Source organism: Streptomyces sp. NPDC058773, from assembly GCF_042746015.1.
Classification (GTDB): Bacteria; Actinomycetota; Actinomycetes; order Streptomycetales; family Streptomycetaceae; genus Streptomyces.
In genome coordinates this window covers 26,974-49,099 of the sequence record NZ_JBHYPE010000037.1, presented here as the reverse complement: position 1 = coordinate 49,099, position 22,126 = coordinate 26,974, and the positions used below count along the sequence as shown (strand labels likewise).

Genomic DNA, 22,126 nt, shown 5'->3' with positions numbered 1-22,126 from the left:
AGAGCGGTGCCCCGGACCGGCGCACAGGGTCCGGGGACGGCCACCGCGCCTGTCGTCATTCGATCGTTTGCCGACAGGAGGGCGACGCGTCCGGGTGTTGTAGTCCGGACAGGACTGCTGTCTGCCATCGGTGAACACCACGCCGGGCGGGCGCAACAGTCATTACCGTCCAGTCGTATGACGACGATCACAACCCGTACGGTCGAATACCCGGCCGACAACCTGACGATGATCGGACACCTCGCGCTCCCGGCCGGTGCCGAGCGCCGACCCGCGGTCCTGGTCGGCCCCGAGGGGATAGGGCTCAGCGATGTCGAACGCCGACGGGCCGAGGCTCTGGCCGAGCTGGGGTACGTGGCGCTGGCCTTCGACCTCCATGGCGGACGCTATTTGGAAGACCCAGAGGAAATGCTGGCCCGTTGCATGCCGCTGCTCGCCGACCCCGACCGGATGCGAGGAATCGGTCACGCCGCGCTCGACGTGTTGCGTGCCGAACCACGGGCCGACCCCGACCGGACCGCCGCCGTCGGCTACGGCACCGGGGGTGCAGTCGCACTGGAACTCGGTCGCGATGGCGTCGACCTGCGCGCGATCGGGACAGTCAACGCTCTCACCACGGGCCGACCGGGCGAGGCGGCACGCATTCGCTGCCCGGTTTGGGCCGGGGTCGGGTCGGAGGACCCGATCATGCCGCCCGCCCAACGGGACGCGTTCACCGCAGAGATGGAGGCTGCGGGCGTCGACTGGCGCCTCGTGGTTTACGGGGGAGCCCTTCACGCCTTCCACCATCCACCGGTCGACCACACCGTGCGTCCCGGCGTCGGCTACCACCCGCGGCACGCAGAGCGAGCCTGGCGTGACGTCGTCGCTCTGCTCGCCGAGTGCCTGCCCGTCACGGATTGATCCGATCGGCTCCTGATCCTCACCCCTGCCGCCGTCGTCGTCTTCGTCCAGCTCCGACGCCTCCGGGTCGCGCAGCGGGCGCAAGGCGCCGGCGGCTGGGGCCGAGGCCGTGAAGCTGTGGCGGCCGAGCAGGTTCAGGTCCAGGTTCAGGTTGCGGTGCTTGAGCCATGCCGGAGTGCGAGGCGTTGTCGGTGGCATCCATCTCCGGCTTCACCCCGCCGTCCGGATTCAGCAGCGCGGCCAGGATGTGCAGGGAGCCGCGCGGGGTGCCCGGGACGCCCATCTGCCACACCGTGGCCGCGGCGGTCATCCGAGGCCGACCTCCCGCCGTGCCCGGCCGTTGGCGCATCCGCGACTTACCAACGTCCGGACAGTCGTGCAGAATCCGGCGCAACGGGCTCCGCCCCCTGGGGAGTTGCGGCCGCACCCCGCCGTACCCTTGGCAGCCATGGTGCAATGTGAAATATTACTGAGGTGCTGACGAGAAGAACCTCGGATGTCATCGTCGTCGGAGCGGGCGTGGTCGGCGCGGCCTGTGCCTACTACGCGGCCCGGACCGGCCTCTCCGTCACCGTGCTCGACCGCGGCCCCGTCGCGGGCGGCACCACGGGCGCCGGCGAGGGCAACCTCCTGGTCTCCGACAAGGAGCCCGGCCCCGAACTCGCACTCGCGCTGCTCTCCACCGAGTTGTGGCGGGAGCTGGCCGAACTCCTGCCGCCGCAGATCGAGTACGAGCCCAAGGGCGGCCTCGTGGTCGCCTCCGACGCGTCCGGGATGCGCGCGCTGCGCGACTTCGCGGCCGGACAGGAAAAGGCGGGTGTGCGGGCGGAGGAGGTCCCCGCGGACCGGTTGCCGGAGCTGGAACCGCATCTGACCCCCGACCTGGCCGGCGGCTTTCACTACCCGCAGGATGCACAGGTGATGCCGGCGCTGGCCGCCGCCCATCTGCTGCGCGCGGGCGGTGACAAGGTGCGCCTGGCACTCGGCGAAGAGGTCACCGGCCTGCTGACCACGGCCGAAGGGGCGGTGCGGGGGGTGCGCACGACGGCCGGCGAGGTGCATGCCCCGGCCGTGGTCAACGCGGCCGGCACCTGGGGCGGCGCGTTCGCCCGGCTCGCGGGCGTCGAGCTCCCGGTGCTGCCGCGCCGCGGATTCGTGCTCGTCACGGAACCGCTGCCGCGGGTGGTGCGGCGCAAGGTGTACGCGGCCGACTATGTCGCCGACGTCGCCAGCGGCTCGGCGGCGCTGCAGACCTCGGCGGTCGTCGAGGGCACCGCGGCCGGCCCGGTCCTGATCGGCGCCAGCCGGGAACGCGTCGGCTTCGACCGCACGCTGTCGACCGAGGCGCTGCGCCGCCTGGCCGCCCAGGCCACCGCACTCTTCCCGGTCCTGGCCGGGGTCCGCGCGATACGGACGTACGCGGGGTTCCGTCCCTACCTGCCCGACCATCTGCCGGCCATCGGCCCCGATCCACGGGTGCCCGGTCTGCTGCACGCCTGCGGTCACGAGGGTGCGGGGATCGGACTCGCCCCGGCCACCGGACTGCTCATCGCGCGGTTCGCGGCCGGTGCCGAACCGCCTCTGGACGCGGGCCCGTTCGCCCCGGACCGTTTCGAAGCCGCTGCCTGACCCGTCCACCACGAGAGGAGGCCCGCATGGCCCGTACGCCCGCCGAACTGGCCGGGGTGCACCCCGCCGCACCGTTCGAGATCACCATGGACGGCCGTCCGGTCCCCGCCCTGCCCGGCCAGTCCGTCGCCGCGGCACTGTGGTCCGCCGGCATCCTCGCCTGGCGCACCACACGCACCACCGGCCGCCCGCGGGGCGCCTTCTGTGGCATCGGGCAGTGCTACGACTGCCTCGCCACCATCAACGGGGAGCCCAACCGCCGGGCCTGTCTGGTGCCCGCCCGCCCCGGCGACGCGATCCGCACCCAGGAGGGACACGGCCATGCCCGCCTCGGCGTCTGACCCGTACGACCTGGCGGTGATCGGCGCGGGACCCGCCGGTCTCGCCGGCGCCGTCACCGCCGCCGAACTCGGCCTGACCGTCGCCCTGTTGGACGCCTCACCGCAGACCGGCGGCCAGTTCTACCGCCATCCGGCACGGGCCCTCGGCGCGGCCCGGCCCGAGGCGCTGCACCACGACTGGCGGACCTTCACCGCCCTGCGCCGGCGCCTGGAACGCAGCGACCTCACGCACCTCTCCGGCCACCATGTCTGGGCCGTCACCAAGGAGGACGACGCCCGGTGGGCGGTGCACGCGGTCACCGGGGCCGACGGGACCGAGGAGCGCTCGGTGCGGGTACGGGCTCGTACGGTCCTCCTCGCGACCGGCGCGTACGAACGCCAACTCCCCTTTCCCGGCTGGACCCTGCCCGGGGTGGTGGGCGCCGGGGGAGCCCAGGCCATGCTCAAGTCCGGTCTGGTGCTGCCCGGCAGACGCATCGTCGTGGCGGGCAGCGGCCCCCTGCTGCTCGCCGTCGCCACGTCACTGGCCGCCGCCGGTGCCCGCGTCCCCGCCGTCATCGAGGCATCCCGGTACCTGGGCTACGCGCGGCATCCCGGTGCGCTCGCCGCCCATCCGCGCAAACTCGTCGAGGCGGCGGTCCACGGCGCCGCGCTGCTGCGCCACCGGGTACCGCTGCGCACCCGCAGCGCGGTCACCGAGGTGCACGGCACCGAACGCGTCGCCGCCGTCACCGTCACCCGGCTCGACCGTGACTGGCGGCCCGTACGGGGAACCGCCCGGCGGATCGCCTGCGACGCCCTCGCGGTGGGCCACGGCCTCATCCCGCAGATCGAACTGGCCACCACACTCGGCTGTGTCACCCGCCCCACCGCGGACGGGACAACCGCCCTCGCCCTGGACGGCCTGCAGGAAACCTCGGTACGCGGCCTGTGGGCGGCGGGGGAGACCGGGGGCATAGGTGGCGCCCAACTCGCCTGCACCGAGGGCGAGTTGGCTGGAATGGCGGCCGCCGCCCGGCTCCATGGATGCTCCCTCCACGAAGGGCGCATACGTGAGCTGCGCCGCCGCCGGGACCGCATGCGTGCCTTCGCCGAGGCGATGGCCGTCAGCCATGCACCGGCGGCCGGCTGGACCGACTGGCTCACCGACGACACGGAGGTCTGCCGCTGCGAGGAGGCGACCGCCGGACGGATCCGCGAGGCCGTCACCGGGCTCGGCGCCCGCGACGTCCGCACCGTCAAACTCCTCACCAGGGCCGGTATGGGCTGGTGCCAGGGACGGATGTGCGGGACGGCCACCGCCTGCCTCGCGGCCGGCGGCGGAGCCGGCCAACCGCCCGCCGAACGCCGCCCGTTCGCGGTCCCCGTCCCGCTCTCGGCGCTCGCCGCCCCCGACGCCCCGCCGGACCGGCCGGACACCGCCCCGCCCACCGACGACTGACCGACCGCCCCGGCGCTCCCCACGACCCGGACAACGCAACAGCACACGCCACAGAAGGGTTCACCGGTATGACCGCCCACACCTGGAACGGCGCCCGCCCCTGGCGCGGCATCATGGTCGCCACGGCGCTGCCCCTGCGCGACGACCTGACCGTCGACCACGACGCCTACGCCCGGCACGTCACCTGGCTGATCGAGCAGGGCTGCGACGGTGTCGTCCCGAACGGCTCGCTCGGCGAGTACCAGACCCTCACCGCCGACGAGCGGGCCCGTGTGGTGCGGACCGCGGTCGAAGCGGCCGGCGACGCCGCGCGGGTGATGCCCGGCGTCGCCGCCTACGGCAGCGCCGAGGCCCGGCGCTGGGCCGAGCAGGCGGGCGAGGCGGGCTGCGGCTCGGTCCTGCTGCTGCCCCCGAACGCCTACCGCGCCGACGAACCGGCCGTCCGCGCCCACTACGCCGAGGTCTCCAAGGCGGGCGTGCCGGTCGTCGCCTACAACAACCCCCTCGACACCAAGGTCGACCTGACCCCCGGGCTGCTGGCCCGGCTGCATCAGGACGGCAGCATCGTCGCGGTCAAGGAGTTCTCCGGCGACGTACGCCGCGCCTACGAGATCGCCGAACTCGCCCCGGATCTCGACCTGTTGATCGGCGCGGACGACGTGCTGCTGGAACTCGCCGTGGCCGGTGCGGTCGGCTGGATCGCCGGATACCCCAACGCCTTCCCCACCACCTGCGCCGAGCTGTACCACGCCGCCGTCGCCGGTGACCTGCACACCGCCCTGCCGCTCTACAAGTCCCTGCACCCGCTGCTGCGCTGGGACTCGAAGACGGAGTTCGTGCAGTGCATCAAGCTGTCCATGGACCTCGCCGGCCGCCGCGGAGGCCCCGTACGCCCGCCGCGCTCCCCGCTCACGGAGGAAACCGAGGCCGAGGTCCGGGCCGCCACCGAAAAGGCCCTGGCCGCCGGACACCACTGACCGCAGCCGGCCACACCGAAAGGACTCATGGTGCGTACGCGTCATGTCTTCCACGCCGTCGACTCGCACACCGAGGGCATGCCCACGCGCGTGATCACCGGTGGCGTCGGGGTGATACCCGGCGCCACCATGGCCGAGCGCAGGCTCCACTTCATCGAGCACCTGGACCATCTCAGGACGCTGCTCATGTACGAGCCGCGCGGGCACTCCGCCATGAGCGGCGCCATCCTCCAGCCGCCCACCCGCACCGACGCCGACTACGGCGTCCTCTACATCGAGGTCTCCGGTCTGCTGCCGATGTGCGGACACGGCACCATCGGGGTCGCCACCGTCCTCGTCGAATCGGGCATGGTGCCGGTGACCGAGCCGGTCACCCCGGTGCGGCTGGACACCCCGGCCGGACTGGTCGCCGTCGACGTCCATGTGACGGACGGTGCGGCGACCTCGGTCACCCTCACCAATGTGCCCGCCTTCTGCGCCGGCCTGGACCGCACCGCCGAGGTCCCGGGGTACGGCACGGTCACCTACGACCTCGCCTTCGGCGGCAACTTCTACGCCTTCGTCGAACTCGACGCCCTGGGGCTGCCGTTCGACCGTTCCTGCAAGGACGACCTGCTGACCGCCGGACTGGCCGTGATGGAGGCGATCAACGCCTCACCGGACCGGCCGGTCCACCCCGAACGGCCGGAGATCGCCGGGGTCAAGCATGTCTATCTGGCCGCGCCCGGCTCGGACGCCCGGCGTTCGCGGCATGCGATGGCCATCCACCCGGGCTGGTTCGACCGCTCGCCCTGCGGCACCGGCACCTCGGCGCGGATGGCGCAGCTGCACGCCCGCGGCCAACTCCCCCTGGACCAGGACTTCGTCAACGAATCCTTCATCGGTACCCGCTTCACCGGCCGGCTGGTCGCCGAAACCGAGGTCGGCGGGCTGCCCGCCGTGATCCCGACCGTCACCGGCCGTGCCTGGATCACCGGCACCGCCCAGTACTTCCTCGACCCGGACGACCCGTTCCCGGCAGGCTTCCTCCTCTGACCACGGAGACCACGGCCGGTCGGGGAGACCACGGCCGGTCGGGCCGGACGCCCGTGCCACCGCACCCCTGGCCTCTCCCTCCCGCCCGGGAAAACAATGTGAAATTGTATGCTGGTGATCCGCTCCGGCATGAAGGGATCACCACCGATATGGGGCACCTGCAGCACCGCGATCTCAACGCCACCCGGGAGCGGTTGCGCGACCAGGTCGCCCACGCCCTGCGCGCCGCCCTGATCTCCGGTGAACTCCGCCCCGGCGAGGTGTACTCGGCGCCGGTCCTGGCCGAGGACTTCGGCATCTCGGCCACGCCCGTGCGCGAGGCGATGCTCGACCTGGCTCGCGAGGGCCTGGTCGAGCCCGTCCGCAACAAGGGCTTCCGGGTCACCGAAGTCAACGAACGCGACCTCGACCAGTACACCGAGATCCGCGCGCTCATCGAGATCCCGATGATCGGCCGGATCACCCGCTCCGCCTCCCGCGAGGAGCTGGAGGCGCTGCGGCCGGTCGCCGGGGAGATCGTGCGCGCCGCGCGCGACCACGACCTGATCGGCTACCTGGAGGCCGACCGGCAGTTCCACCTCGAACTCCTCGGCCTCAGCGGCAATGACCGCCTCGTCGAGACCGTCAGCGAACTGCGCAAGCGTTCACGGCTGTACGGGCTGACCGCCCTGGACGAGCGGGGCGAACTCATCCCGTCGGCCGAGGAGCACTTCGAACTCCTCGACCTGATGCTGGCGGGCGATGCGAAGGGCGCCGAGAAGTGCATGGCCAAGCACCTGGGGCACGTCCGCTCGCTCTGGGCCAAGAACGGGTGAGGCGCTCGCGTCGCTACTGCGGCGGGGGACCGGCCAGCGCATCCAGGATGGTGTTGTACCGGTCGTCGAAGTCGATGCGGGTGATGTCCTCGTAGCGGAAGGACGACGGGGTGGTGGCCCAGCGTGCTCTCGGATTGACCTCGCGCAGCTCGATCCGCTTCTTTCCGAAGTGCACCGGTGCCCCGATGTAACACACTCCGGGGTCCAGATCCTCCTGGAAGACCGCTATCAGCCGGTAGCGCCTGCCCACCGACTCCGTCAGGGACCGGACGTCTGTCAGCGAGAGTTCACCCCGTGGCTCCGGTGGCGGCCAGGGGCCGTGCCGCTGCAGCCAGCGCACCATCAGATCCCCCGATCCCCGGCGTCTGAGCTGCACGATGTCGCGGGTCCTGAGCGCCACGAAACCGTCCAGCGCAAGGCGGTCGCACTCCGCGATCACGGTCCATGCGGGCGTCACCCCCAGCACGAACCCCTCGATCTCATCGCCGCCCGGAATCCCGCGCTCGATATGCGTGAACTGATGCTTCTCGGCGGCCTCTTGCAGCTGCCGCCGGATCTCCTTGGCCATGCGCCCATGGTCCTCGCCCCGTCCGCCGCCCACCACTCGTTTGTTTCGGAGGCGCCCGCCGGGTGTGTCCAACGGCACACGGGGCACAGGCCTTTGATGACCGGCCCGGCGGCCCCGGCACCGAACGCTCATATCTTGCTCAGATCGCCCTGCACGCGGCCGGCGTTCCGTACGCTCGCAGTACGGAGCACTTCGACCAGGAGGACCAATGAAAGCACCGCTCACTCGCCTGGCCTCTCGCGCCACGTCGTTCTTCCTGCACGGGCGCCGGCCTCGACTCGACCACCCCAACTCCCACCGGGACGCCCGGCCCGACCAGCACGCGGGCCTGATCAACCACTACAAGCCGTCCCTGGTTCCGGGGGCGTCGGGGCGATGACCGCTCCTCGCTGAACCGCGGGCGCCCGCGGCGGAACCACCGGACGGCACGGCCTCGGGCGCCGCGTGGAACCGGCCATGGGCGGCTTCCGCTTCTACAGGGCGGCAGGGTTCTTCGCGAACGCGGCCAAGTTGCGCGGGCACCGCATGCGTTCCCGGAAGTCCGGACCGTACGAGGCCTCCTCTTCCGAGTACTCCGCGGGGTCCCAGTCGTCCGCCTCCTGCACGGAGTACATGAAGGCGGTGAGGTCGTCCCCGATTTGGAACGGGCCGTCATCCCACGGGTGCCGGTCGTGCGTGCAGTCGCCCTCGCGCTGCCGGAACGCGACGTGCGCCGCCTCCAGAGCGTTCCCGGCGCGGCGGACGAGATCCGGGCGCTCGTCGCACCACTCCATCCACGGGCCCACGGCGGCGACCCCGAGGAGCCAGTAGACAGTGGCATCGCTGTCCAAATCGGTCTCCAGCCGGCTGATGCAGCGTTCGATGGCCGGCCACGGGTCGGTCGGGTAGCCACCGATCACGCTCTCGATGTCGCTGGTGAACTCGTCGATGTCATTCCAAGATCCAAACACGTGGTGACTGACGAGAAGAAGCCCGAAATGGTTCCGCTGTGCGGGCGCGCCGCGCCGACGCCGACGGGGCTCACTGCGCAGCCGTGCGGCCTGGTCCGGCACCGTCGCGTGCCGCCTTGAGGTTGACCTTCTTCACCTTGTTTCCGCAGGTTGCCATGGAGCACCAGGGTCGTCACCCGCCGCGGCTGGTGTCCACGAAGAGGCCCCCGCAGGGGCTGCGAGCAGAGCCCTGCCCCTCCTCGGCGTCGCCGGCACCCAGGGGCAGGGCGAACGCCTCGCCGCCCTCCTCGGCCCCGTCACCGAGCGGCCCGACAGCGCCGTCCTGCCCGACTGCCCCTCCCAGGCCGGCCCGCCCACGACTCACCCGACCGGACGCCCGCACCGCCCGGCCGAATCACTCACCGGGCGCCGCGCGCCCCGGCAGGCGAGGCTGCACTGTGGAGGTGGGTCATGCAGCAGCTGACAGCGGATGTGTGTGTCGTGGGTGCCGGCTTCGCGGGGCTGGCGGCCGCGCGGCAGCTGGCCGAGGCCGGACGTGAGGTCGTCGTACTCGAAGCCAGGGACCGGGTGGGCGGTCGCGTGTGGAACCGGAAGCTGCCCGACGGCACCGTGGTCTCCGCGGGCGGCACCTGGCTGGGCAAGGGCCAGGACCGGATGTTCAAGCTCTGCCGAGAGCTGGGGCTGGACGTCTACCCGCAGTACGACGAGGGCGATCACCTGCTGTGCCTCGACGGCCGCAACCACCGTCACCGCGGCATCCCCAAAGCCGGACCAAGGGCGCTCGCCGCACTCGGACTGGCCTTCCTGCGCCTGAACCTGATGGCACGGCGCCTCCCGGCGGACGCCCCCTGGGAGGCACCGCGCGCCCGGACCTGGGACGCCCGCACGCTCGGGCAGTGGCTCTCCCATCCGCTCCACGTGCCCTCGGCCACCGCCCACACCCTCCTCAAGTCGACGATGAACCTGCTGTTCTGCGCCGACCCCGCCGAGGTGTCGGTGCTGGGCGCGCTCGTGCTCGCACGCGGCGGCGGAGGCAGCGGATTCGGCTACTACACCGACACCCGGAAGACGGAATCCCACCTCGTGGACGGCGGGGCCCCCGAACTGGCGCGGCGGATGGCCGCGCGCCTCGGCACGGCGGTGCACCTGTCCAGCCCGGCCCGTCGGATCGTCCAGAGCGTGACCGGTGTGGAGGTCATCTCCGATGCGCTCGCCGTACGGGCCCGCCGGGTCATCGTGGCCACTCCGCCCGTGCTCGCCGGCCGGATCGCCTACGACCCGCCGCTGCCCGCCGCCCACAGCCATCTGCGGCAACGCGTGGTGCCCGGCGCGATCATCCGGGTGCACACGCAGTACGCCGAGCCGTTCTGGCGGGGCCAGGGACTGTCGGGCCAGACCCTGGCGCCCGACTCGCCCGTCCCGATCACCATCGACCAGACACCGCGCCCGGGGAAGCCGGGGGTGCTGAGCAGCTACGCGTTCGGGGCCGGGGCCGTACGGCTGGGCCGCCTGGCCCCCCAGGAGCGGAAGGAACTCTGGCTCGACGCGCTCGCCGAACGCTTCGGCCCGGAGGCACACCGTCCCACGGCCCACCTCGAAACCGACTGGTCCGAACAGCCGTGGTCGCTGGGCGGGATGGTCGCCCACTTCCCGCCCGGCGCGCTCACCAACTACGGCAGCACCCTGCGCGAGCCCGTGGGCCGGATCCACTGGGCGGGCACGGAGTCGGCGACCCTGATGCACGGCCTGATGGAGGGCGCTGTGCGCTCCGGCGAACGCGCGGCCCGCGAAGTCCTGACCGCGCACTGACCACGAACTGCCCACGAACTGACAAGAACGGGCTACGAATCGCCCGCGCCCGCGCCCACCTGAAGCGCCCCGCCCGCCGAGCCGATTCCCTGATCGCCGTCGCTGCTGCTCCGGTGCAGGCTCCGGCTCTGGTGCTTGCCGGCGCTGCGCAGCACCTCGCCCGCGATACGCGTCACCGTTGCCACCACACGCACCCAGCGGGGCCCGCCGCGCTCCGCCCACACCACGCATACACACCCGCCGATGGCGAGCACCAGAACGCCGAGCAGCACCAGAGTGGTCATGTCCCCCGCCTATTGCCTGCGTACAGCTGAGTACGTACAGCTGAGTACGACAGCTGAGTACCTACAGCCCCAAACCCTCTCAGATGAGGCGAGAGGGCGGACCGCCAGGCCCTCAGGGCCAGGTCGGTCCCCCTCCGCACCCCCGCGTTCCCATGACGCCACCAATCTCGGCAATATCCGCTGGAAACGGACCCGGACACTCCTGGGCAACTTTCCGGCCATTGCCTGACGGAACCATCCCGAACGGTCAGGGGTGCGGGGTAGGAAGGGCCGGTCCGCGGAACTGCTCCACCTCGGCGCCCCTTTCCACCCAGGCGCCCACCTGCGCTTTCCCGTGCCGACAGGGCCATCCCCATGCCTGCCGACCGGTCCCTTCCCGTGTTCTCGGAAACGAAGACCAGTCTTCTCGGAAACGGAGACCATGATGCGAAGACATATCCGCGCCGCGGTGGCGGTGGTCGCGACCGCGCTCCTCACGCCCCTGCTGGCGGCGAGCCCGGCGCCCGCCTCACCGGCCCGGCCCGCCGACGGCGTCCGTGAGCCCGCGGACTGCCGGCCCGCCCTCCAGGTCCTGGCCTCCCTGCCCGGCTCAGGAGGCAGCGAGGTCAAGGGACTTGGGCCGAAGGCACTGGCGGTGGGCGCCTCGCGCGGACTGCCCGTCTTCTGGACCGGCACCCGGGTCCACCGCGTACCGCTGCCCGCCGGATTCACCGGCGGTGCGGTCGCGGCCGTCAACGCCAAGGGGCTGATGGCCGGGTCCCTGCACGGCGCGGGCCGTACCGCCGCCTTCAGCTTCCGCGCCGGGGCCCGCGCGGTGACCCTGCTGCCGGAAGGCGCGCACGCGGCGGACGTCAACGACCAGGGCCTGATCGTCGGCGACGGGCTCAAGACCGGCACCCTCGTCGGCCTCGTCTGGGACGGCACCCGGATTCACCGCCGGCTCGCGCCACCGGCCGGATACTCGCTCACGTCGGTGACCGCGCTCAACGACGCCGGACAGATCGCCGGTTCCGGCGAGGCCGTCAAGGACGACGAATCGTGGTCGGCGGGCCTCGTCTGGCCCGCACGGAGGGGCGCCGCGGCCGTACCCCTCCAGCGGTACTGGCCCGCGGGAGTCCCGTACGACTTCTGGTACCCACGGGACATCGACCGTGCCGGACGGATCGTGGGCACCCACGACTACACCCGGCTGGACATCCGGACCCCCACCCAATGGGTGCCGCCGTACACCGTCGAGAAGGAACCGGGGCTGCTCGGGGAGCGCACCAGCGGCAGCTTCGAGGCCATCAGCCCCACCACCGGCGTGAGCGTGGGCACCGCTTCGGACAGCCATATGGACGGGCCCTTCCCGCCGGAGACGGCGCCGCCGGTCCAGGCCCAGATATGGCCGGGCGCCGGGCCCCTGCTGGCGTTGCCCCGGCTCTCCCCGGACGGCGCCTCCGAGGCGTACGCCGTCAGCGACGACCAGCGCGTCGGCGGCACCGCGGCCGATGCCACCTCGACCTCCCGCGCCGTCATCTGGACCTGCGCCCTGCGACAGGCCTACCGGCCCTGACCTCCCAGCCGGTCACGATCCGCCGGCACCGCACATGACACCCGGGGCGCCCGGCGGGCCGGCCGACGCCGGGCGCCCACCTGATGATCATGAAGCCTGCGCACTGAACTCGCCGCCGGACGCCCTCCCGCAGGCCTCGGTCAGGCGCCGACATACGCCGCCAGGTGCTCACCGGTGAGGGTGGAGCGGGCCGCGACGAGGGCGGAGGGTGTGCCTTCGAAGACGATCCGGCCACCGTCGTGACCGGCGCCGGGACCGAGATCGATGATCCAGTCCGCGTGTGCCATGACCGCCTGGTGGTGCTCGACGACGATGACCGACTTACCGGAGTCGACCAGCCGGTCGAGCAGGCCCAGCAACTGCTCGACATCGGCGAGATGGAGGCCGGCGGTCGGCTCGTCGAGCACGTACACGCCGCCCTTCTCCGCCATATGCGTGGCCAGCTTGAGCCGCTGCCGTTCACCGCCGGACAGCGTGGTGAGCGGCTGACCGAGACTGAGATAACCGAGCCCGACGTCGGCGAGCCGCTGCAGAACCCGGTGTGCCGCCGGCGTGCGCGCCTCACCGTCACCGAAGAACTCCTCGGCCTCGGCGACCGACATCGCCAGCACCTCGCTGATGTCGCGGCCACCGAGATGATGGTCGAGCACCGCCGCCTGGAACCGCTTCCCCTCACACTCCTCGCAGGTCACGGCGACACCGGCCATCATCGCCAGGTCCGTGAAGGTGACGCCGGCGCCGTTGCAGGTGGGGCAGGCCCCCTCGGAATTCGCGCTGAACAGCCCCGGCTTGACGCCATTGACCTTCGCGAAGGCCTTGCGGATCGGGTCGAGCAGTCCGGTGTACGTCGCCGGGTTGCTCCGTCGCGAGCCGCGGATCGGACTCTGGTCGACCGACACCACACCCGCACCGGCCGGGACCGAACCGTGCACCAGCGAACTCTTGCCGGAACCGGCGACACCGGTGACGACGGCGAGCACCCCGAGCGGGATGTCGACATCGACCTCGCGCAGGTTGTGCGCGCTCGCACCGCGAATCTCCAGCGTGCCGGTGGGCGTCCGCACCGACTTCTTGAGTGCGGCCCGGTCGTCGAGATGACGGCCGGTGACGGTGCCGCCGGACCGCAGCCCCTCGACGGTGCCCTCGAAGCAGACGGTACCGCCCGCCGTACCGGCGCCGGGGCCGAGGTCGACGACATGGTCCGCTATCGCGATCGTCTGCGGCTTGTGCTCCACGACGAGCACCGTGTTGCCCTTGTCCCGCAGTCGCAGCAGCAGCTCGTTCATCCGCTGGATGTCATGCGGGTGCAGGCCCGCGGTGGGCTCGTCGAAGACATAGGTGGTGTCGGTGAGCGAGGAGCCGAGATGGCGGATCATCTTGACGCGCTGCGCCTCGCCGCCCGAGAGCGTGCCCGCCGACCGGTCGAGCGAGAGGTAGCCGAGGCCGATCTCCACGAACGAGTCGAGAGACCGTTGCAGCGCGGTGAGCAGCGGTGCCACCGACGGCTCGCCGAGACCGCCGACCCAGGCGGCCAGGTCGCTGATCTGCATCGCACAGGCGTCGGCGATGCTGGTCCCGTCGATCCGTGAGGACCGGGCGCCCTCACTGAGCCGGGTGCCGTCGCACTCGGGACAGACGGTGAAGGTGACCGCCCGCTCCACGAACGCCCGGATGTGCGGCTGCATCGCCTCCTTGTCCTTGGACAGGAACGACTTCTGGATCTTGGGGATCAGCCCCTCATAGGTGAGGTTCACGCCCTCGACCTTCACCTTGGTCGGCTCCCGGTAAAGGAAGTCCTGCATCTCCTTCTTGGTGAACTTGCGGATCGGCTTGTCCGGGTCCAGCAAGCCCGACTCGGCGTAGACCCGTACGGTCCAGAAGCTGTCCGACTTCCAGCCGGGAATGGTGAACGCGCCCTCGGCGAGCGACTTGGAGTCGTCGTAGAGCTGACTGAGATCGATGTCGGACACCGTGCCCCGGCCCTCGCAGCGCGGACACATGCCGCCCGTACGGGAGAACGTCGCCTTCACCGTCTTCTTCGCACCGCGCTCGACCGTGATCGCACCGCTCGCCCGCACCGAGGGGACATTGAAGGCGTACGCGCTGGGCGAGCCGATGTGCGGCTGCCCGAGCCGGCTGAAGAGGATGCGCAGCATCGCGTTGGCATCGGTGGCGGTGCCGACCGTGGAGCGCGGGTCCGCGCCCATCCGCTGCTGGTCGACGATGATCGCCGTCGTCAGGCCTTCGAGCACATCGACCTCGGGCCGCGCCGTCGCCGGCATGAAGCCCTGGACGAAGGCGCTGTAGGTCTCATTGATCAGCCGCTGCGACTCCGCGGCGATCGTGTTGAACACCAGCGAGCTCTTGCCCGAGCCCGAGACACCGGTGAACACCGTCAGCCGGCGCTTCGGGATCTCGATGCTCACATCCTTGAGGTTGTTCACCCGCGCACCGTGGACGCGGATCAGGTCGTGGCGGTCGGCGGCATGCGGCGCAGGCGCCTGAGTGTCCGTCCTCGGGGCCATGCTCATGGTGTCTCCATCTGTTACGCGGGGCCGCCGAAACGGTCCCCGTCGGCGGCGCCCGGCGCGCTCTGACCAGCCTCGCACAGGACGTCCGGGTCCCTTGTTGACCTCTGGGTCGCTTGCTGAAGAAGCCCGGGGCCGCGACCACCGGGGCCGCCGCCGCGCCGGGCCTCTTCACCGTGCCGCGCCACCCGCGCAGCACCCGTCCGCAAGCGCCGGAGCGCTCAGCGCAGCTCCTGGATACGGATCAGGTTGCCCGCGGGATCGCGTACCGCGCAGTCGCGCACGCCGTACGGCTGCTCGGTCGGCTCCTGGACGACCTCCGTGTCCCCGGCCTGCAGCCGCTCGAAGGTGGCGTCGAGATCGGGGGTGGCCAGCAGGACACGGGCGTAGGTGCCCTTGGCCATCATCTCGGCGATGGTGCGGCGCTCCTCGTCGGTCACACCGGGATCGGCGGCCGGCGGCTCCAGGACGATGGACGTGCCGGGCTGGCCCACGGGACCGAGCGTGAGCCAGCGCATCCCCTGGTAGCCGACGTCGTTGCGGACCTCGAAGCCGAGAGTGTCGCGGTAGAACGTGAGGGAGGCGTCCGGGTCGTTGTGCGGAAGGAAGCTTGCGTGAATGGTGATGTCCATGGCCGACACGCTAAGCGCGGCTCGCGGGCCGCGCTTCTCGATTCCTGACCGGTCTGGTCACCTGCTTCGCCACACATGACGGCATCCCCGCCGTCGCGCCCGTCGCCCGGCGCCGGTAGACGCTGGGCGGCACACCGACGAGCGCGGTGAAGCGGCTGCTGAAGGTGCCCAGCGATGAGCAGCCGACCGCGAAGCAGACATCGGTGACGCTGAGGTCGCCACGGCGCAGCAGCGCCATCGCGCGCTCGATGCGCCGCGTCATCAGGTAGCCGTAGGGGGACTCACCGTAGGCGCGGCGGAACTGGCGGCTGAAATGCCCGGCGGACATGTTCACGCTGCGGGCGAGCGCCTCGACGTCCAGCGGCTGCGCGTACTCCCGGTCCATCCGGTCGCGGACGCGGCGCAGCCGCGCGAGGTCGCGCAGATACTGCGCTTCGGCGGCTTTGCTGGTCACGTACGAGATCGTGCCACGCGGCACCGGACTTGCCCAGCGCCGCGGACGTGCATACCGGCCTCTTCCCCGCCCGCGGCCCTCCCGGCGGGCGCTCAGGAACAGGCGAGTGCTTGGGAGCAGGCGAGTGTTCAGGAGCATGGGCCGGTACGCGTACGCCGGGGCCGTGCCCCGAGCCTCCTCGCCGGTGGTACGTCCGGGCCGGCAGCAACCCGCCGGCCCGGACGCCGCCACGATCACACGAGGTCGAACCGGTCCAGGTTCATCACCTTGTCCCACGCCGCGACGAAGTCGTGCACGAACTTCTCCTTGGCGTCATCACAGGCGTAGACCTCGGCGACCGCGCGCAGCTCCGAGTTCGAGCCGAAGACCAGGTCGGCACGGGTGCCGGTCCACTTGACCTCGCCGGTGGCGGCATCGCGCCCCTCGAAGGTGGTCGCGCCCTCGGACGTCGCCTTCCACGTCGTGCCCAGGTCGAGCAGGTTGACGAAGAAGTCGTTGGTCAGCGTCCCGGGGGCCGTGGTGAAGACGCCGAGCGACGACTGCTGGTGGTTGGCCTCCAGCACCCGCAGACCGCCGACCAGGACAGTCATCTCGGGGGCGCTGAGGGTCAGCAGATTGGCCTTGTCGAGCAGGAGGTGCTCGGCCGGCAGCCGGTTGGCCTTGCCGACGTAGTTCCGGAAACCGTCGGAGGAGGGCTCCAGCGCGGCGAACGACTCCACGTCCGTCTGCTCCTGCGACGCATCCGCACGCCCCGGGCGGAACGGCACCGTGATCTCGACACCGGCATCCCTGGCGGCCCGCTCGACCGCCGCACCGCCGGCGAGCACGATCAGGTCGGCGAGCGAGATCCGCTTGCCGCCGGTCCGGGCGCCGTTGAAGGACTCCTGGATGCCTTCCAGGGTGCGCAGAACCGTCGCCAGCTGGTCGGGGTCGTTGACCTCCCACCCGCTCTGCGGCTCCAGACGGATCCGGGCACCGTTGGCGCCGCCGCGCTTGTCGCTGCCCCGGAACGACGAGGCCGACGCCCACGCGGTGGACACCAGCTGGGACACCGACAGCTCCGAGGCGAGGATCTGGCCCTTGAGGGCGGCGACGTCCGCGTCGTCGACGAGCGCGTGCGTCACCTCGGGCAGCGGGTCCTGCCACAGCAGCGTCTCGGTCGGCACCTCCGGGCCGAGGTAGCGCACGATCGGGCCCATGTCGCGGTGGGTCAGCTTGAACCACGCCCGCGCGAACGCGTCCGCGAACTCCTCGGGGTTGTCCCGGAAGCGCCGCGAGATCTGCTCGTACGCCGGGTCCAGCCGGAGCGCGAGGTCGGTCGTCAGCATCGTCGGGGCGTGGCTCTTCGAGGCGTCATGGGCGTCGGGGACCGTACCGGCACCGGCACCGTCCTTCGGCCGCCACTGATGGGCGCCGGCGGGGCTCTTGAACAGCTCCCACTCGTACCCGAAGAGGATCTCGAAGAAGCTGTTGTCCCAGGTCGTCGGGGTGTTGGTCCAGATCCCCTCGAGACCGCTGGTGATCGCGTCGCCACCCTTGCCGGTGCCGTAGGCGTTCTTCCAGCCCAGGCCCTGCTCCTCGAGCGAGGCGGCCTCCGGGTCGGGGCCGACGTTGTCCGCCGGGCCCGCCCCGTGGGTCTTGCCGAAGGTGTGGCCACCGGCGACCAGCGCGACCGTCTCCTCGTCGTTCATCGCCATCCGGCGGAACGTCTCCCGGATGTCGCGCGCCGCGGCGAGCGGGTCGGGGGTGCCGTTCGGGCCCTCCGGGTTGACGTAGATCAGACCCATCTGGACCGCGCCGAGCGGGTTCTCCAGCTCCCGGTCACCGGTGTAACGCTGGTCGTCCAGCCAGGTGGTCTCGGGACCCCAGTAGACGTCCTCCTCCGGCTCCCAGACGTCCTCACGGCCGCCGCCGAAACCGAAGGTGGTGAACCCCATGGTCTCCAGCGCCACATTGCCGGCGAGGACCATCAGGTCGGCCCACGACAGGCTCCGGCCGTACTTCTTTTTGACCGGCCACAGCAGACGGCGCGCCTTGTCGAGGTTGGCGTTGTCCGGCCAGCTGTTCAGCGGGGCGAAACGCTGCTGCCCGGCGCCGGCGCCGCCGCGGCCGTCGCTGATCCGGTAGGTGCCCGCGCTGTGCCACGCCATCCGGATGATGAACGGGCCGTAGTGACCGAAGTCGGCCGGCCACCAGTCCTGCGAGGTGGTCAGCACCTCGGCGATGTCCTGCTTGACGGTCGGCAGGTCCAGGCCCTTGAACGCCGCGGCATAGTCGAAGTCCTCGCCCAGCGGATTCGCCACGGCGGGGTTCTTGGCCAGGATCTTGACGTTGAGCTGTTCCGGCCACCACTGGCGGTTGCCGCCGCCCTGGGTCGGATGGAGGGCACGCCCGTGCGCGACCGGGCAGCCACCTGCCCCCTCGGGCTCGGGGTCCGTGACGAGGGCGTCGTGGTTCTCAGACATGGGAATCCTTCCGGACTGGGCGGATCACTGTGCTCAGAAACTGCGGGCGGTCAACAGCCGGGGCACGGCCCCGAGAGATGTCCTCGGCCTCGTCGAACAGGAAGCCGCGGTGGTGGTATGAGTCAGACAGAACTCCAGACCGCCCGCGCAACCGCCGCCGGAGACGGCACCGCACGACCGGCACACGGTGTGAAGGTGGTGATAAAGGCGGTAATAACTGTCGCGGCCACACCCCTGGCCCGACCGGCCGCCCCGCCGACCGGTCCACCACCAGGAGCACGCCTTCGTTCCTGCCGCCGCGAACCCCCAGAGGCTCCGGCACCCGGCGCGGACACCACGCCAGAACCTCTCCGCACGGGACCACGCACGGCACGGAAAACAAGTCCGGCAGGCCCTGCACACGGGGCCTCATAAAAGACCCTACGCGCGGCCGCCACGGAATAGGCCGATGGACGAGAAATACCAGGACACCTGCGGCCGCGCGCCTGAGAGGTGCCCTTCTCCACAGCGGTGACAGCCCTCCCCACCCGGGAGGAATGCCCGCTTACACCATGCCCGCGGTGCTCGCTGGCGTGAAGGCGGCCGGAGCGAACCAGGGACTCCAGCAGCACCCGGTCCCGGAGCAGCACCGGGCCGTCGGCACCCGCCTGCTCGCTGTTGTGCACGTCCGCGACCAGGGCACCGGATGCGGTGGTGAGCGGACCCGTTTCCTGAACCGTCACGGGCTTGTCCCTGCTGTTGACCTGTCCCTTGGCTGCCGCCGGAACCGATCCTACGATGGACGAAGTCCAAGTCAATACAACAGCCAGACCCGTACGGATTCATTCATTCGACGGACGATGCACGGTGAGGTGGTGGGCATGAGTGACCTGCTGGCCCGGCTTCGCGGACGTGGCTGGCGGATGACCGCCCAGCGCCGGGTGGTCGCCGAGGTGCTCGACGGCGAACACATCCACCTCACCGCGGACGAAGTGCTCGCCCGCGCCACCGCACGCCTGCCGGAGATCTCCCGCGCGACCGTCTACAACACCCTCGGCGAACTGGTCTCCCTCGGCGAGGTGACCGAGGTGACCACCGACGGCCGCGCCAAGCGGTACGACCCCAACGCCCACCACCCCCACCACCACCTGATCTGCACCTGCTGCGGCACCATCCGCGACGTCCACCCCAACGGCGACCCCCTGTCCGGCCTTCCCACCTCGCAACGCTTCGGCTTCACCGTGGAGGGGGCGGAACTGATCTACCGCGGGGTGTGTCCGGGGTGTGCTGCTGGGTGAGCCGCCGACGCGCCGTCAGGCTTGGTTGCGGTGTGTCACCGTCGTCGGCCGTGCCGGCGTTATTGCCCGGTCCCGCTCCGGGGTGCTTCGGGGCCACGCTGTTGTTCGTAGGGGCGGGCTTGACCAACCGCCGTGACCGGCGTCGTCCTGGCGGAGGTCCGGGCCACTGCGCCGCGCCGCTGGTAGTTGGTGACGGCCTACGCGGTTTGCAAGGCTCCGCCTGCTGTCCTGCAGAAACACGAGACCCCCGGGGCCATGAAGGCCGGCCGGGGTCTCCGCGTGCCGGTGTGTTCGTCCGGCTTCACCAACATCCGCAGCTCACTGGGCAGCCCACGGCTCCGATTCGACACCGGAGCCGTTGCGATGCCGCCGGCTCCTGCTCGCCGTGAGTCGTTCATGATCCACGCGCTGACAGGAACGGGTCACACCGCCTGCTGCACGTTCACGTGCCGGATTCGGGGGTGTCAGCCCTTCATGGCCGCCCAGAACTCCTCGAACGACATCTGACGGTCGCCGTTGGTGTCGAGCGAGTCGATCAGCTCCTGGGCCTGCGACTCGGTGATCTCCGCACCTTCCAACTCCGCGACGACCTTGCGGTATTCGTCGGCGCTGACCAGGCCGTCCCCGTCGATGTCGTAGCGCTCGAAGACCTTCCGCGCCGCCGTCTCCATGATGTCTGCCATGTGCTCCGCCTTTGTGCGATCGTCGCTGACGAACTCAGCCTATCCGGCAGTGGAAGGCCCCCAGGGACCCGCCGGCTGAACCACTACCGGGCCGACCTCCAGCGGCCGTGCACCCGACTGCCCCGGCGGAACACCGCCATCGCCCGACTCCGCTGGGCGGGAAGAGACCGAAAGGAGCCCCGCCGGGCGGCGGGGCTCCCATGGCGTCAGATCATCAGCAGCAGCCGGGTGTGCGGTACCAGCTTCCGGTTCACGCTGGTGCTCTGCACAAAGATCGTGAAGTCGTCGTTGTGGTCCGGCTTGACGCGAACCTCCATGTCCGGCAGACCGAGCAGCGCTCGGGCCTCCGGCCCCGTGTACACCCGGTCCGTCTTCTTCTCCAGCACCGCAATCTGCTTCTGCGCCTGGACCTTCTCCGACTTACTCAGCTGGTAGAACGCACAACCGGTACGGTACGTGTGCCCGCATTCGATGACCCACTCCCGGATCGCCGCTCCGCGAGCCACCGGAATCAGCTGGTACGCGGAAGGATCCACCGGGGTGAGACCGGCCGCCTTTATGGTCTCCTTGTTGACGGCTTCGGCGCCCGTGGAGAACACCGCCCGCGATCCCCGGATACCCCGGGCACGGCCCACCATGAAGTTCTCGGTGGCCTGTTGGATGACCTGCCCGGCCTCCTCCAGACCCTGCGTGCTCGTGGCGTCCCAGATGGCGATGTTGTCCTTCGGGAAACCGCACTGCATGGCCTCACGCTTGCCCATCTGGTCCGGCACGAGCACAGCCAGCGTCCAGTTGTCCTGCTGCGTTGCGATCATCTCGGCCACGCCCCGCACCAGTTCACGCGGATCCCTGGCAGGCGCATCCACACAGCGATGACTTGCGTTCTCCTGCCCGTCGGTCAGCACGAACGTCAGGAAGCTGTGGTCACCGTAAAGTTGAGCCGTCTGCGCCAGCTCCCGCTGCGACTTCAGCGTGGCCGCCAGCAAAGCCGTCATTCCACCGACCCGGTACAACTGCTTCAGGGACGGCATCCGCAGCACGTCCTTGTCGTAGATGACGCACTCCACCTTGTCGGCGAAGACGTACACCGTCACCCGGGTCTCCTGGTCCAGTTCCTTCGACCGGCGCGCCAGATAGGCAATCTGCTGGTCAGCGACGTCGACGACCTTGCTGCTCAGGTGTGACATGGACGAACTGGCATCCAGCACAAGAGCAACGTGGTTGATGTAGTTCTGACTTCCGGACATGACTGCTCCCCCTCTTTCCGACTTGAGGCTCCTACCTTCGCACCCACCACTGACAATCGACCTTGGACCCCAAGCCGGACACAGACACGAAAACCAGGACCTTCCACGACGAAAGATCCAGACCCGACACCACCACACGCGCCGCATGGGAACCGCGAATCAGCCGGTGCTCCCACAAATCATCCGTCACTCGGTTACGCCCAACGAGGACCCGACTAAACGCCGGAGGCATCGCCTGAGCTGAACAACACCCCCAGATGGTTCATTTTGTAGCGCAATTTCCTTTGCCTGACGCGGACGCACCGTGCGGGGCTACTTCGGTACAGCAGAGGCTTTCTGGGAATTATCCGATTTGCGAAGGATGAATTTTTGTCGCACGTCGGGGTCGCCGACGAGATAGTACAAGTAGAGGCCCTTCGTGTCGCTTGCCGGGCTGGTAATCCAAGTGCGACGCTTCGGCGCTTGGGCGTCCGGCAAGGAGGGTGCATTTTTTGAACCGGTGGGGTCTGCCGAAGATCCACTTGACTGGCTTG

The 22,126-nt window shown here is 70.5% G+C and carries 20 protein-coding genes; 11 read left to right on the top strand and 9 right to left on the bottom strand.

Features of this window, described 5'->3' with window-relative positions:
- Nucleotides 1–177 precede the first annotated feature (177 nt).
- The 7 genes from ACFW5B_RS26845 (at nucleotide 178) to ACFW5B_RS26815 (ending at nucleotide 7,141) form a co-directional block, all read left to right on the top strand.
- Complete coding sequence (locus ACFW5B_RS26845) at nucleotides 178–903, top strand: dienelactone hydrolase family protein (protein WP_386444621.1); 726 nt, start codon at nucleotides 178–180, stop codon at nucleotides 901–903.
- A gap of 474 nt (nucleotides 904–1,377) precedes the next feature.
- Nucleotides 1,378–2,532 (top strand): NAD(P)/FAD-dependent oxidoreductase, encoded by a 1,155-nt coding sequence (locus tag ACFW5B_RS26840; RefSeq protein ID WP_386444618.1) that lies wholly within the window; start codon nucleotides 1,378–1,380, stop codon nucleotides 2,530–2,532.
- A 26-nt stretch (nucleotides 2,533–2,558) separates the two neighbouring features.
- Complete coding sequence (locus ACFW5B_RS26835; RefSeq protein WP_386444615.1) at nucleotides 2,559–2,873, top strand: (2Fe-2S)-binding protein; 315 nt, start codon at nucleotides 2,559–2,561, stop codon at nucleotides 2,871–2,873.
- A complete protein-coding gene (locus ACFW5B_RS26830) occupies nucleotides 2,854–4,314 on the top strand; it encodes an FAD-dependent oxidoreductase (protein WP_386444612.1) in 1,461 nt (486 codons plus the stop codon). Before ACFW5B_RS26835 ends, ACFW5B_RS26830 begins: the two co-directional genes overlap by 20 nt.
- A gap of 68 nt (nucleotides 4,315–4,382) precedes the next feature.
- Entirely contained in the window at nucleotides 4,383–5,291 is a 909-nt protein-coding gene (locus ACFW5B_RS26825) for a dihydrodipicolinate synthase family protein (RefSeq protein ID WP_386444609.1), read from the top strand.
- A 30-nt stretch (nucleotides 5,292–5,321) separates the two neighbouring features.
- Nucleotides 5,322–6,326, top strand: a complete 1,005-nt coding sequence (locus tag ACFW5B_RS26820; protein ID WP_386444675.1) for a proline racemase family protein — start codon at nucleotides 5,322–5,324, stop codon at nucleotides 6,324–6,326.
- A 149-nt stretch (nucleotides 6,327–6,475) separates the two neighbouring features.
- Nucleotides 6,476–7,141 (top strand): GntR family transcriptional regulator, encoded by a 666-nt coding sequence (locus ACFW5B_RS26815; RefSeq protein ID WP_386444606.1) that lies wholly within the window; start codon nucleotides 6,476–6,478, stop codon nucleotides 7,139–7,141.
- Nucleotides 7,142–7,154: 13 nt separating this feature from the next.
- Here ACFW5B_RS26815 and ACFW5B_RS26810 read toward each other — a convergent pair whose 3' ends face one another.
- Nucleotides 7,155–7,709 carry a hypothetical protein gene (locus tag ACFW5B_RS26810; protein WP_386444603.1) on the bottom strand — a complete coding sequence of 185 codons (555 nt, stop codon included), beginning with the start codon at nucleotides 7,707–7,709 and terminating at the stop codon, nucleotides 7,155–7,157.
- A 208-nt stretch (nucleotides 7,710–7,917) separates the two neighbouring features.
- Between ACFW5B_RS26810 and ACFW5B_RS26805 the strand changes: the two genes are divergently transcribed.
- The gene (locus tag ACFW5B_RS26805; protein WP_386444600.1) at nucleotides 7,918–8,088 is read left to right on the top strand and encodes a hypothetical protein; all 171 of its coding nucleotides are present in this window, start codon (nucleotides 7,918–7,920) and stop codon (nucleotides 8,086–8,088) included.
- Nucleotides 8,089–8,182: 94 nt separating this feature from the next.
- Here the strand turns inward: ACFW5B_RS26805 and ACFW5B_RS26800 are convergent, their stop codons facing one another.
- Complete coding sequence (locus ACFW5B_RS26800) at nucleotides 8,183–8,659, bottom strand: hypothetical protein (protein WP_386444597.1); 477 nt, start codon at nucleotides 8,657–8,659, stop codon at nucleotides 8,183–8,185.
- A 450-nt stretch (nucleotides 8,660–9,109) separates the two neighbouring features.
- On the opposite strand from ACFW5B_RS26800, the gene ACFW5B_RS26795 reads away from it, so the two are divergent.
- Nucleotides 9,110–10,468 carry a flavin monoamine oxidase family protein gene (locus ACFW5B_RS26795; RefSeq protein WP_386444594.1) on the top strand — a complete coding sequence of 453 codons (1,359 nt, stop codon included), beginning with the start codon at nucleotides 9,110–9,112 and terminating at the stop codon, nucleotides 10,466–10,468.
- Between the two features lie 32 nt (nucleotides 10,469–10,500).
- Here ACFW5B_RS26795 and ACFW5B_RS26790 read toward each other — a convergent pair whose 3' ends face one another.
- A complete protein-coding gene (locus ACFW5B_RS26790; protein ID WP_386444591.1) occupies nucleotides 10,501–10,752 on the bottom strand; it encodes a hypothetical protein in 252 nt (83 codons plus the stop codon).
- Between the two features lie 421 nt (nucleotides 10,753–11,173).
- Here ACFW5B_RS26790 and ACFW5B_RS26785 point away from each other — a divergent pair, with 421 nt between their 5' ends.
- Complete coding sequence (locus tag ACFW5B_RS26785) at nucleotides 11,174–12,307, top strand: hypothetical protein (protein WP_386444588.1); 1,134 nt, start codon at nucleotides 11,174–11,176, stop codon at nucleotides 12,305–12,307.
- A gap of 140 nt (nucleotides 12,308–12,447) precedes the next feature.
- Here the strand turns inward: ACFW5B_RS26785 and ACFW5B_RS26780 are convergent, their stop codons facing one another.
- The 4 genes from ACFW5B_RS26780 to katG form a co-directional block, all read right to left on the bottom strand.
- Nucleotides 12,448–14,838 (bottom strand): ATP-binding cassette domain-containing protein, encoded by a 2,391-nt coding sequence (locus ACFW5B_RS26780; RefSeq protein WP_386444585.1) that lies wholly within the window; start codon nucleotides 14,836–14,838, stop codon nucleotides 12,448–12,450.
- Between the two features lie 218 nt (nucleotides 14,839–15,056).
- Entirely contained in the window at nucleotides 15,057–15,467 is a 411-nt protein-coding gene (locus tag ACFW5B_RS26775; protein ID WP_386444582.1) for a VOC family protein, read from the bottom strand.
- Between the two features lie 10 nt (nucleotides 15,468–15,477).
- On the bottom strand, nucleotides 15,478–15,921 hold the full coding sequence (locus ACFW5B_RS26770; RefSeq protein WP_386444579.1) for a helix-turn-helix transcriptional regulator: 444 nt from the start codon (nucleotides 15,919–15,921) through the stop codon (nucleotides 15,478–15,480).
- Between the two features lie 233 nt (nucleotides 15,922–16,154).
- Entirely contained in the window at nucleotides 16,155–18,386 is a 2,232-nt protein-coding gene (gene katG / locus ACFW5B_RS26765; RefSeq protein ID WP_386444576.1) for a catalase/peroxidase HPI, read from the bottom strand.
- Between the two features lie 860 nt (nucleotides 18,387–19,246).
- On the opposite strand from katG, the gene ACFW5B_RS26760 reads away from it, so the two are divergent.
- Entirely contained in the window at nucleotides 19,247–19,663 is a 417-nt protein-coding gene (locus ACFW5B_RS26760) for a Fur family transcriptional regulator (RefSeq protein WP_386444573.1), read from the top strand.
- Between the two features lie 464 nt (nucleotides 19,664–20,127).
- On the opposite strand, the gene ACFW5B_RS26755 is transcribed toward ACFW5B_RS26760, so the two are convergent.
- On the bottom strand, nucleotides 20,128–20,346 hold the full coding sequence (locus tag ACFW5B_RS26755; protein WP_386444570.1) for an EF-hand domain-containing protein: 219 nt from the start codon (nucleotides 20,344–20,346) through the stop codon (nucleotides 20,128–20,130).
- 206 nt (nucleotides 20,347–20,552) lie between these two features.
- Nucleotides 20,553–21,593: a VWA domain-containing protein gene (locus tag ACFW5B_RS26750; RefSeq protein ID WP_386444567.1), complete on the bottom strand. Its 1,041-nt coding sequence runs from the start codon at nucleotides 21,591–21,593 to the stop codon at nucleotides 20,553–20,555.
- Nucleotides 21,594–22,126: the final 533 nt, after the last annotated feature.

Coding starts and splice junctions, on each gene's coding strand:
- ACFW5B_RS26775 (WP_386444582.1), bottom strand. CDS start 15,467: ATGGACATCACCATTCACGCAAGCTTCCTTCCGCACAACGACCCGGAC.
- ACFW5B_RS26785 (WP_386444588.1), top strand. CDS start 11,174: ATGATGCGAAGACATATCCGCGCCGCGGTGGCGGTGGTCGCGACCGCG.
- ACFW5B_RS26825 (WP_386444609.1), top strand. CDS start 4,383: ATGACCGCCCACACCTGGAACGGCGCCCGCCCCTGGCGCGGCATCATG.
- ACFW5B_RS26830 (WP_386444612.1), top strand. CDS start 2,854: ATGCCCGCCTCGGCGTCTGACCCGTACGACCTGGCGGTGATCGGCGCG.
- ACFW5B_RS26750 (WP_386444567.1), bottom strand. CDS start 21,593: ATGTCCGGAAGTCAGAACTACATCAACCACGTTGCTCTTGTGCTGGAT.
- ACFW5B_RS26805 (WP_386444600.1), top strand. CDS start 7,918: ATGAAAGCACCGCTCACTCGCCTGGCCTCTCGCGCCACGTCGTTCTTC.
- ACFW5B_RS26815 (WP_386444606.1), top strand. CDS start 6,476: ATGGGGCACCTGCAGCACCGCGATCTCAACGCCACCCGGGAGCGGTTG.
- ACFW5B_RS26845 (WP_386444621.1), top strand. CDS start 178: ATGACGACGATCACAACCCGTACGGTCGAATACCCGGCCGACAACCTG.
- ACFW5B_RS26780 (WP_386444585.1), bottom strand. CDS start 14,838: ATGAGCATGGCCCCGAGGACGGACACTCAGGCGCCTGCGCCGCATGCC.
- ACFW5B_RS26835 (WP_386444615.1), top strand. CDS start 2,559: ATGGCCCGTACGCCCGCCGAACTGGCCGGGGTGCACCCCGCCGCACCG.
- ACFW5B_RS26790 (WP_386444591.1), bottom strand. CDS start 10,752: ATGACCACTCTGGTGCTGCTCGGCGTTCTGGTGCTCGCCATCGGCGGG.
- katG (WP_386444576.1), bottom strand. CDS start 18,386: ATGTCTGAGAACCACGACGCCCTCGTCACGGACCCCGAGCCCGAGGGG.
- ACFW5B_RS26760 (WP_386444573.1), top strand. CDS start 19,247: ATGAGTGACCTGCTGGCCCGGCTTCGCGGACGTGGCTGGCGGATGACC.
- ACFW5B_RS26810 (WP_386444603.1), bottom strand. CDS start 7,709: ATGGCCAAGGAGATCCGGCGGCAGCTGCAAGAGGCCGCCGAGAAGCAT.
- ACFW5B_RS26795 (WP_386444594.1), top strand. CDS start 9,110: ATGCAGCAGCTGACAGCGGATGTGTGTGTCGTGGGTGCCGGCTTCGCG.
- ACFW5B_RS26755 (WP_386444570.1), bottom strand. CDS start 20,346: ATGGCAGACATCATGGAGACGGCGGCGCGGAAGGTCTTCGAGCGCTAC.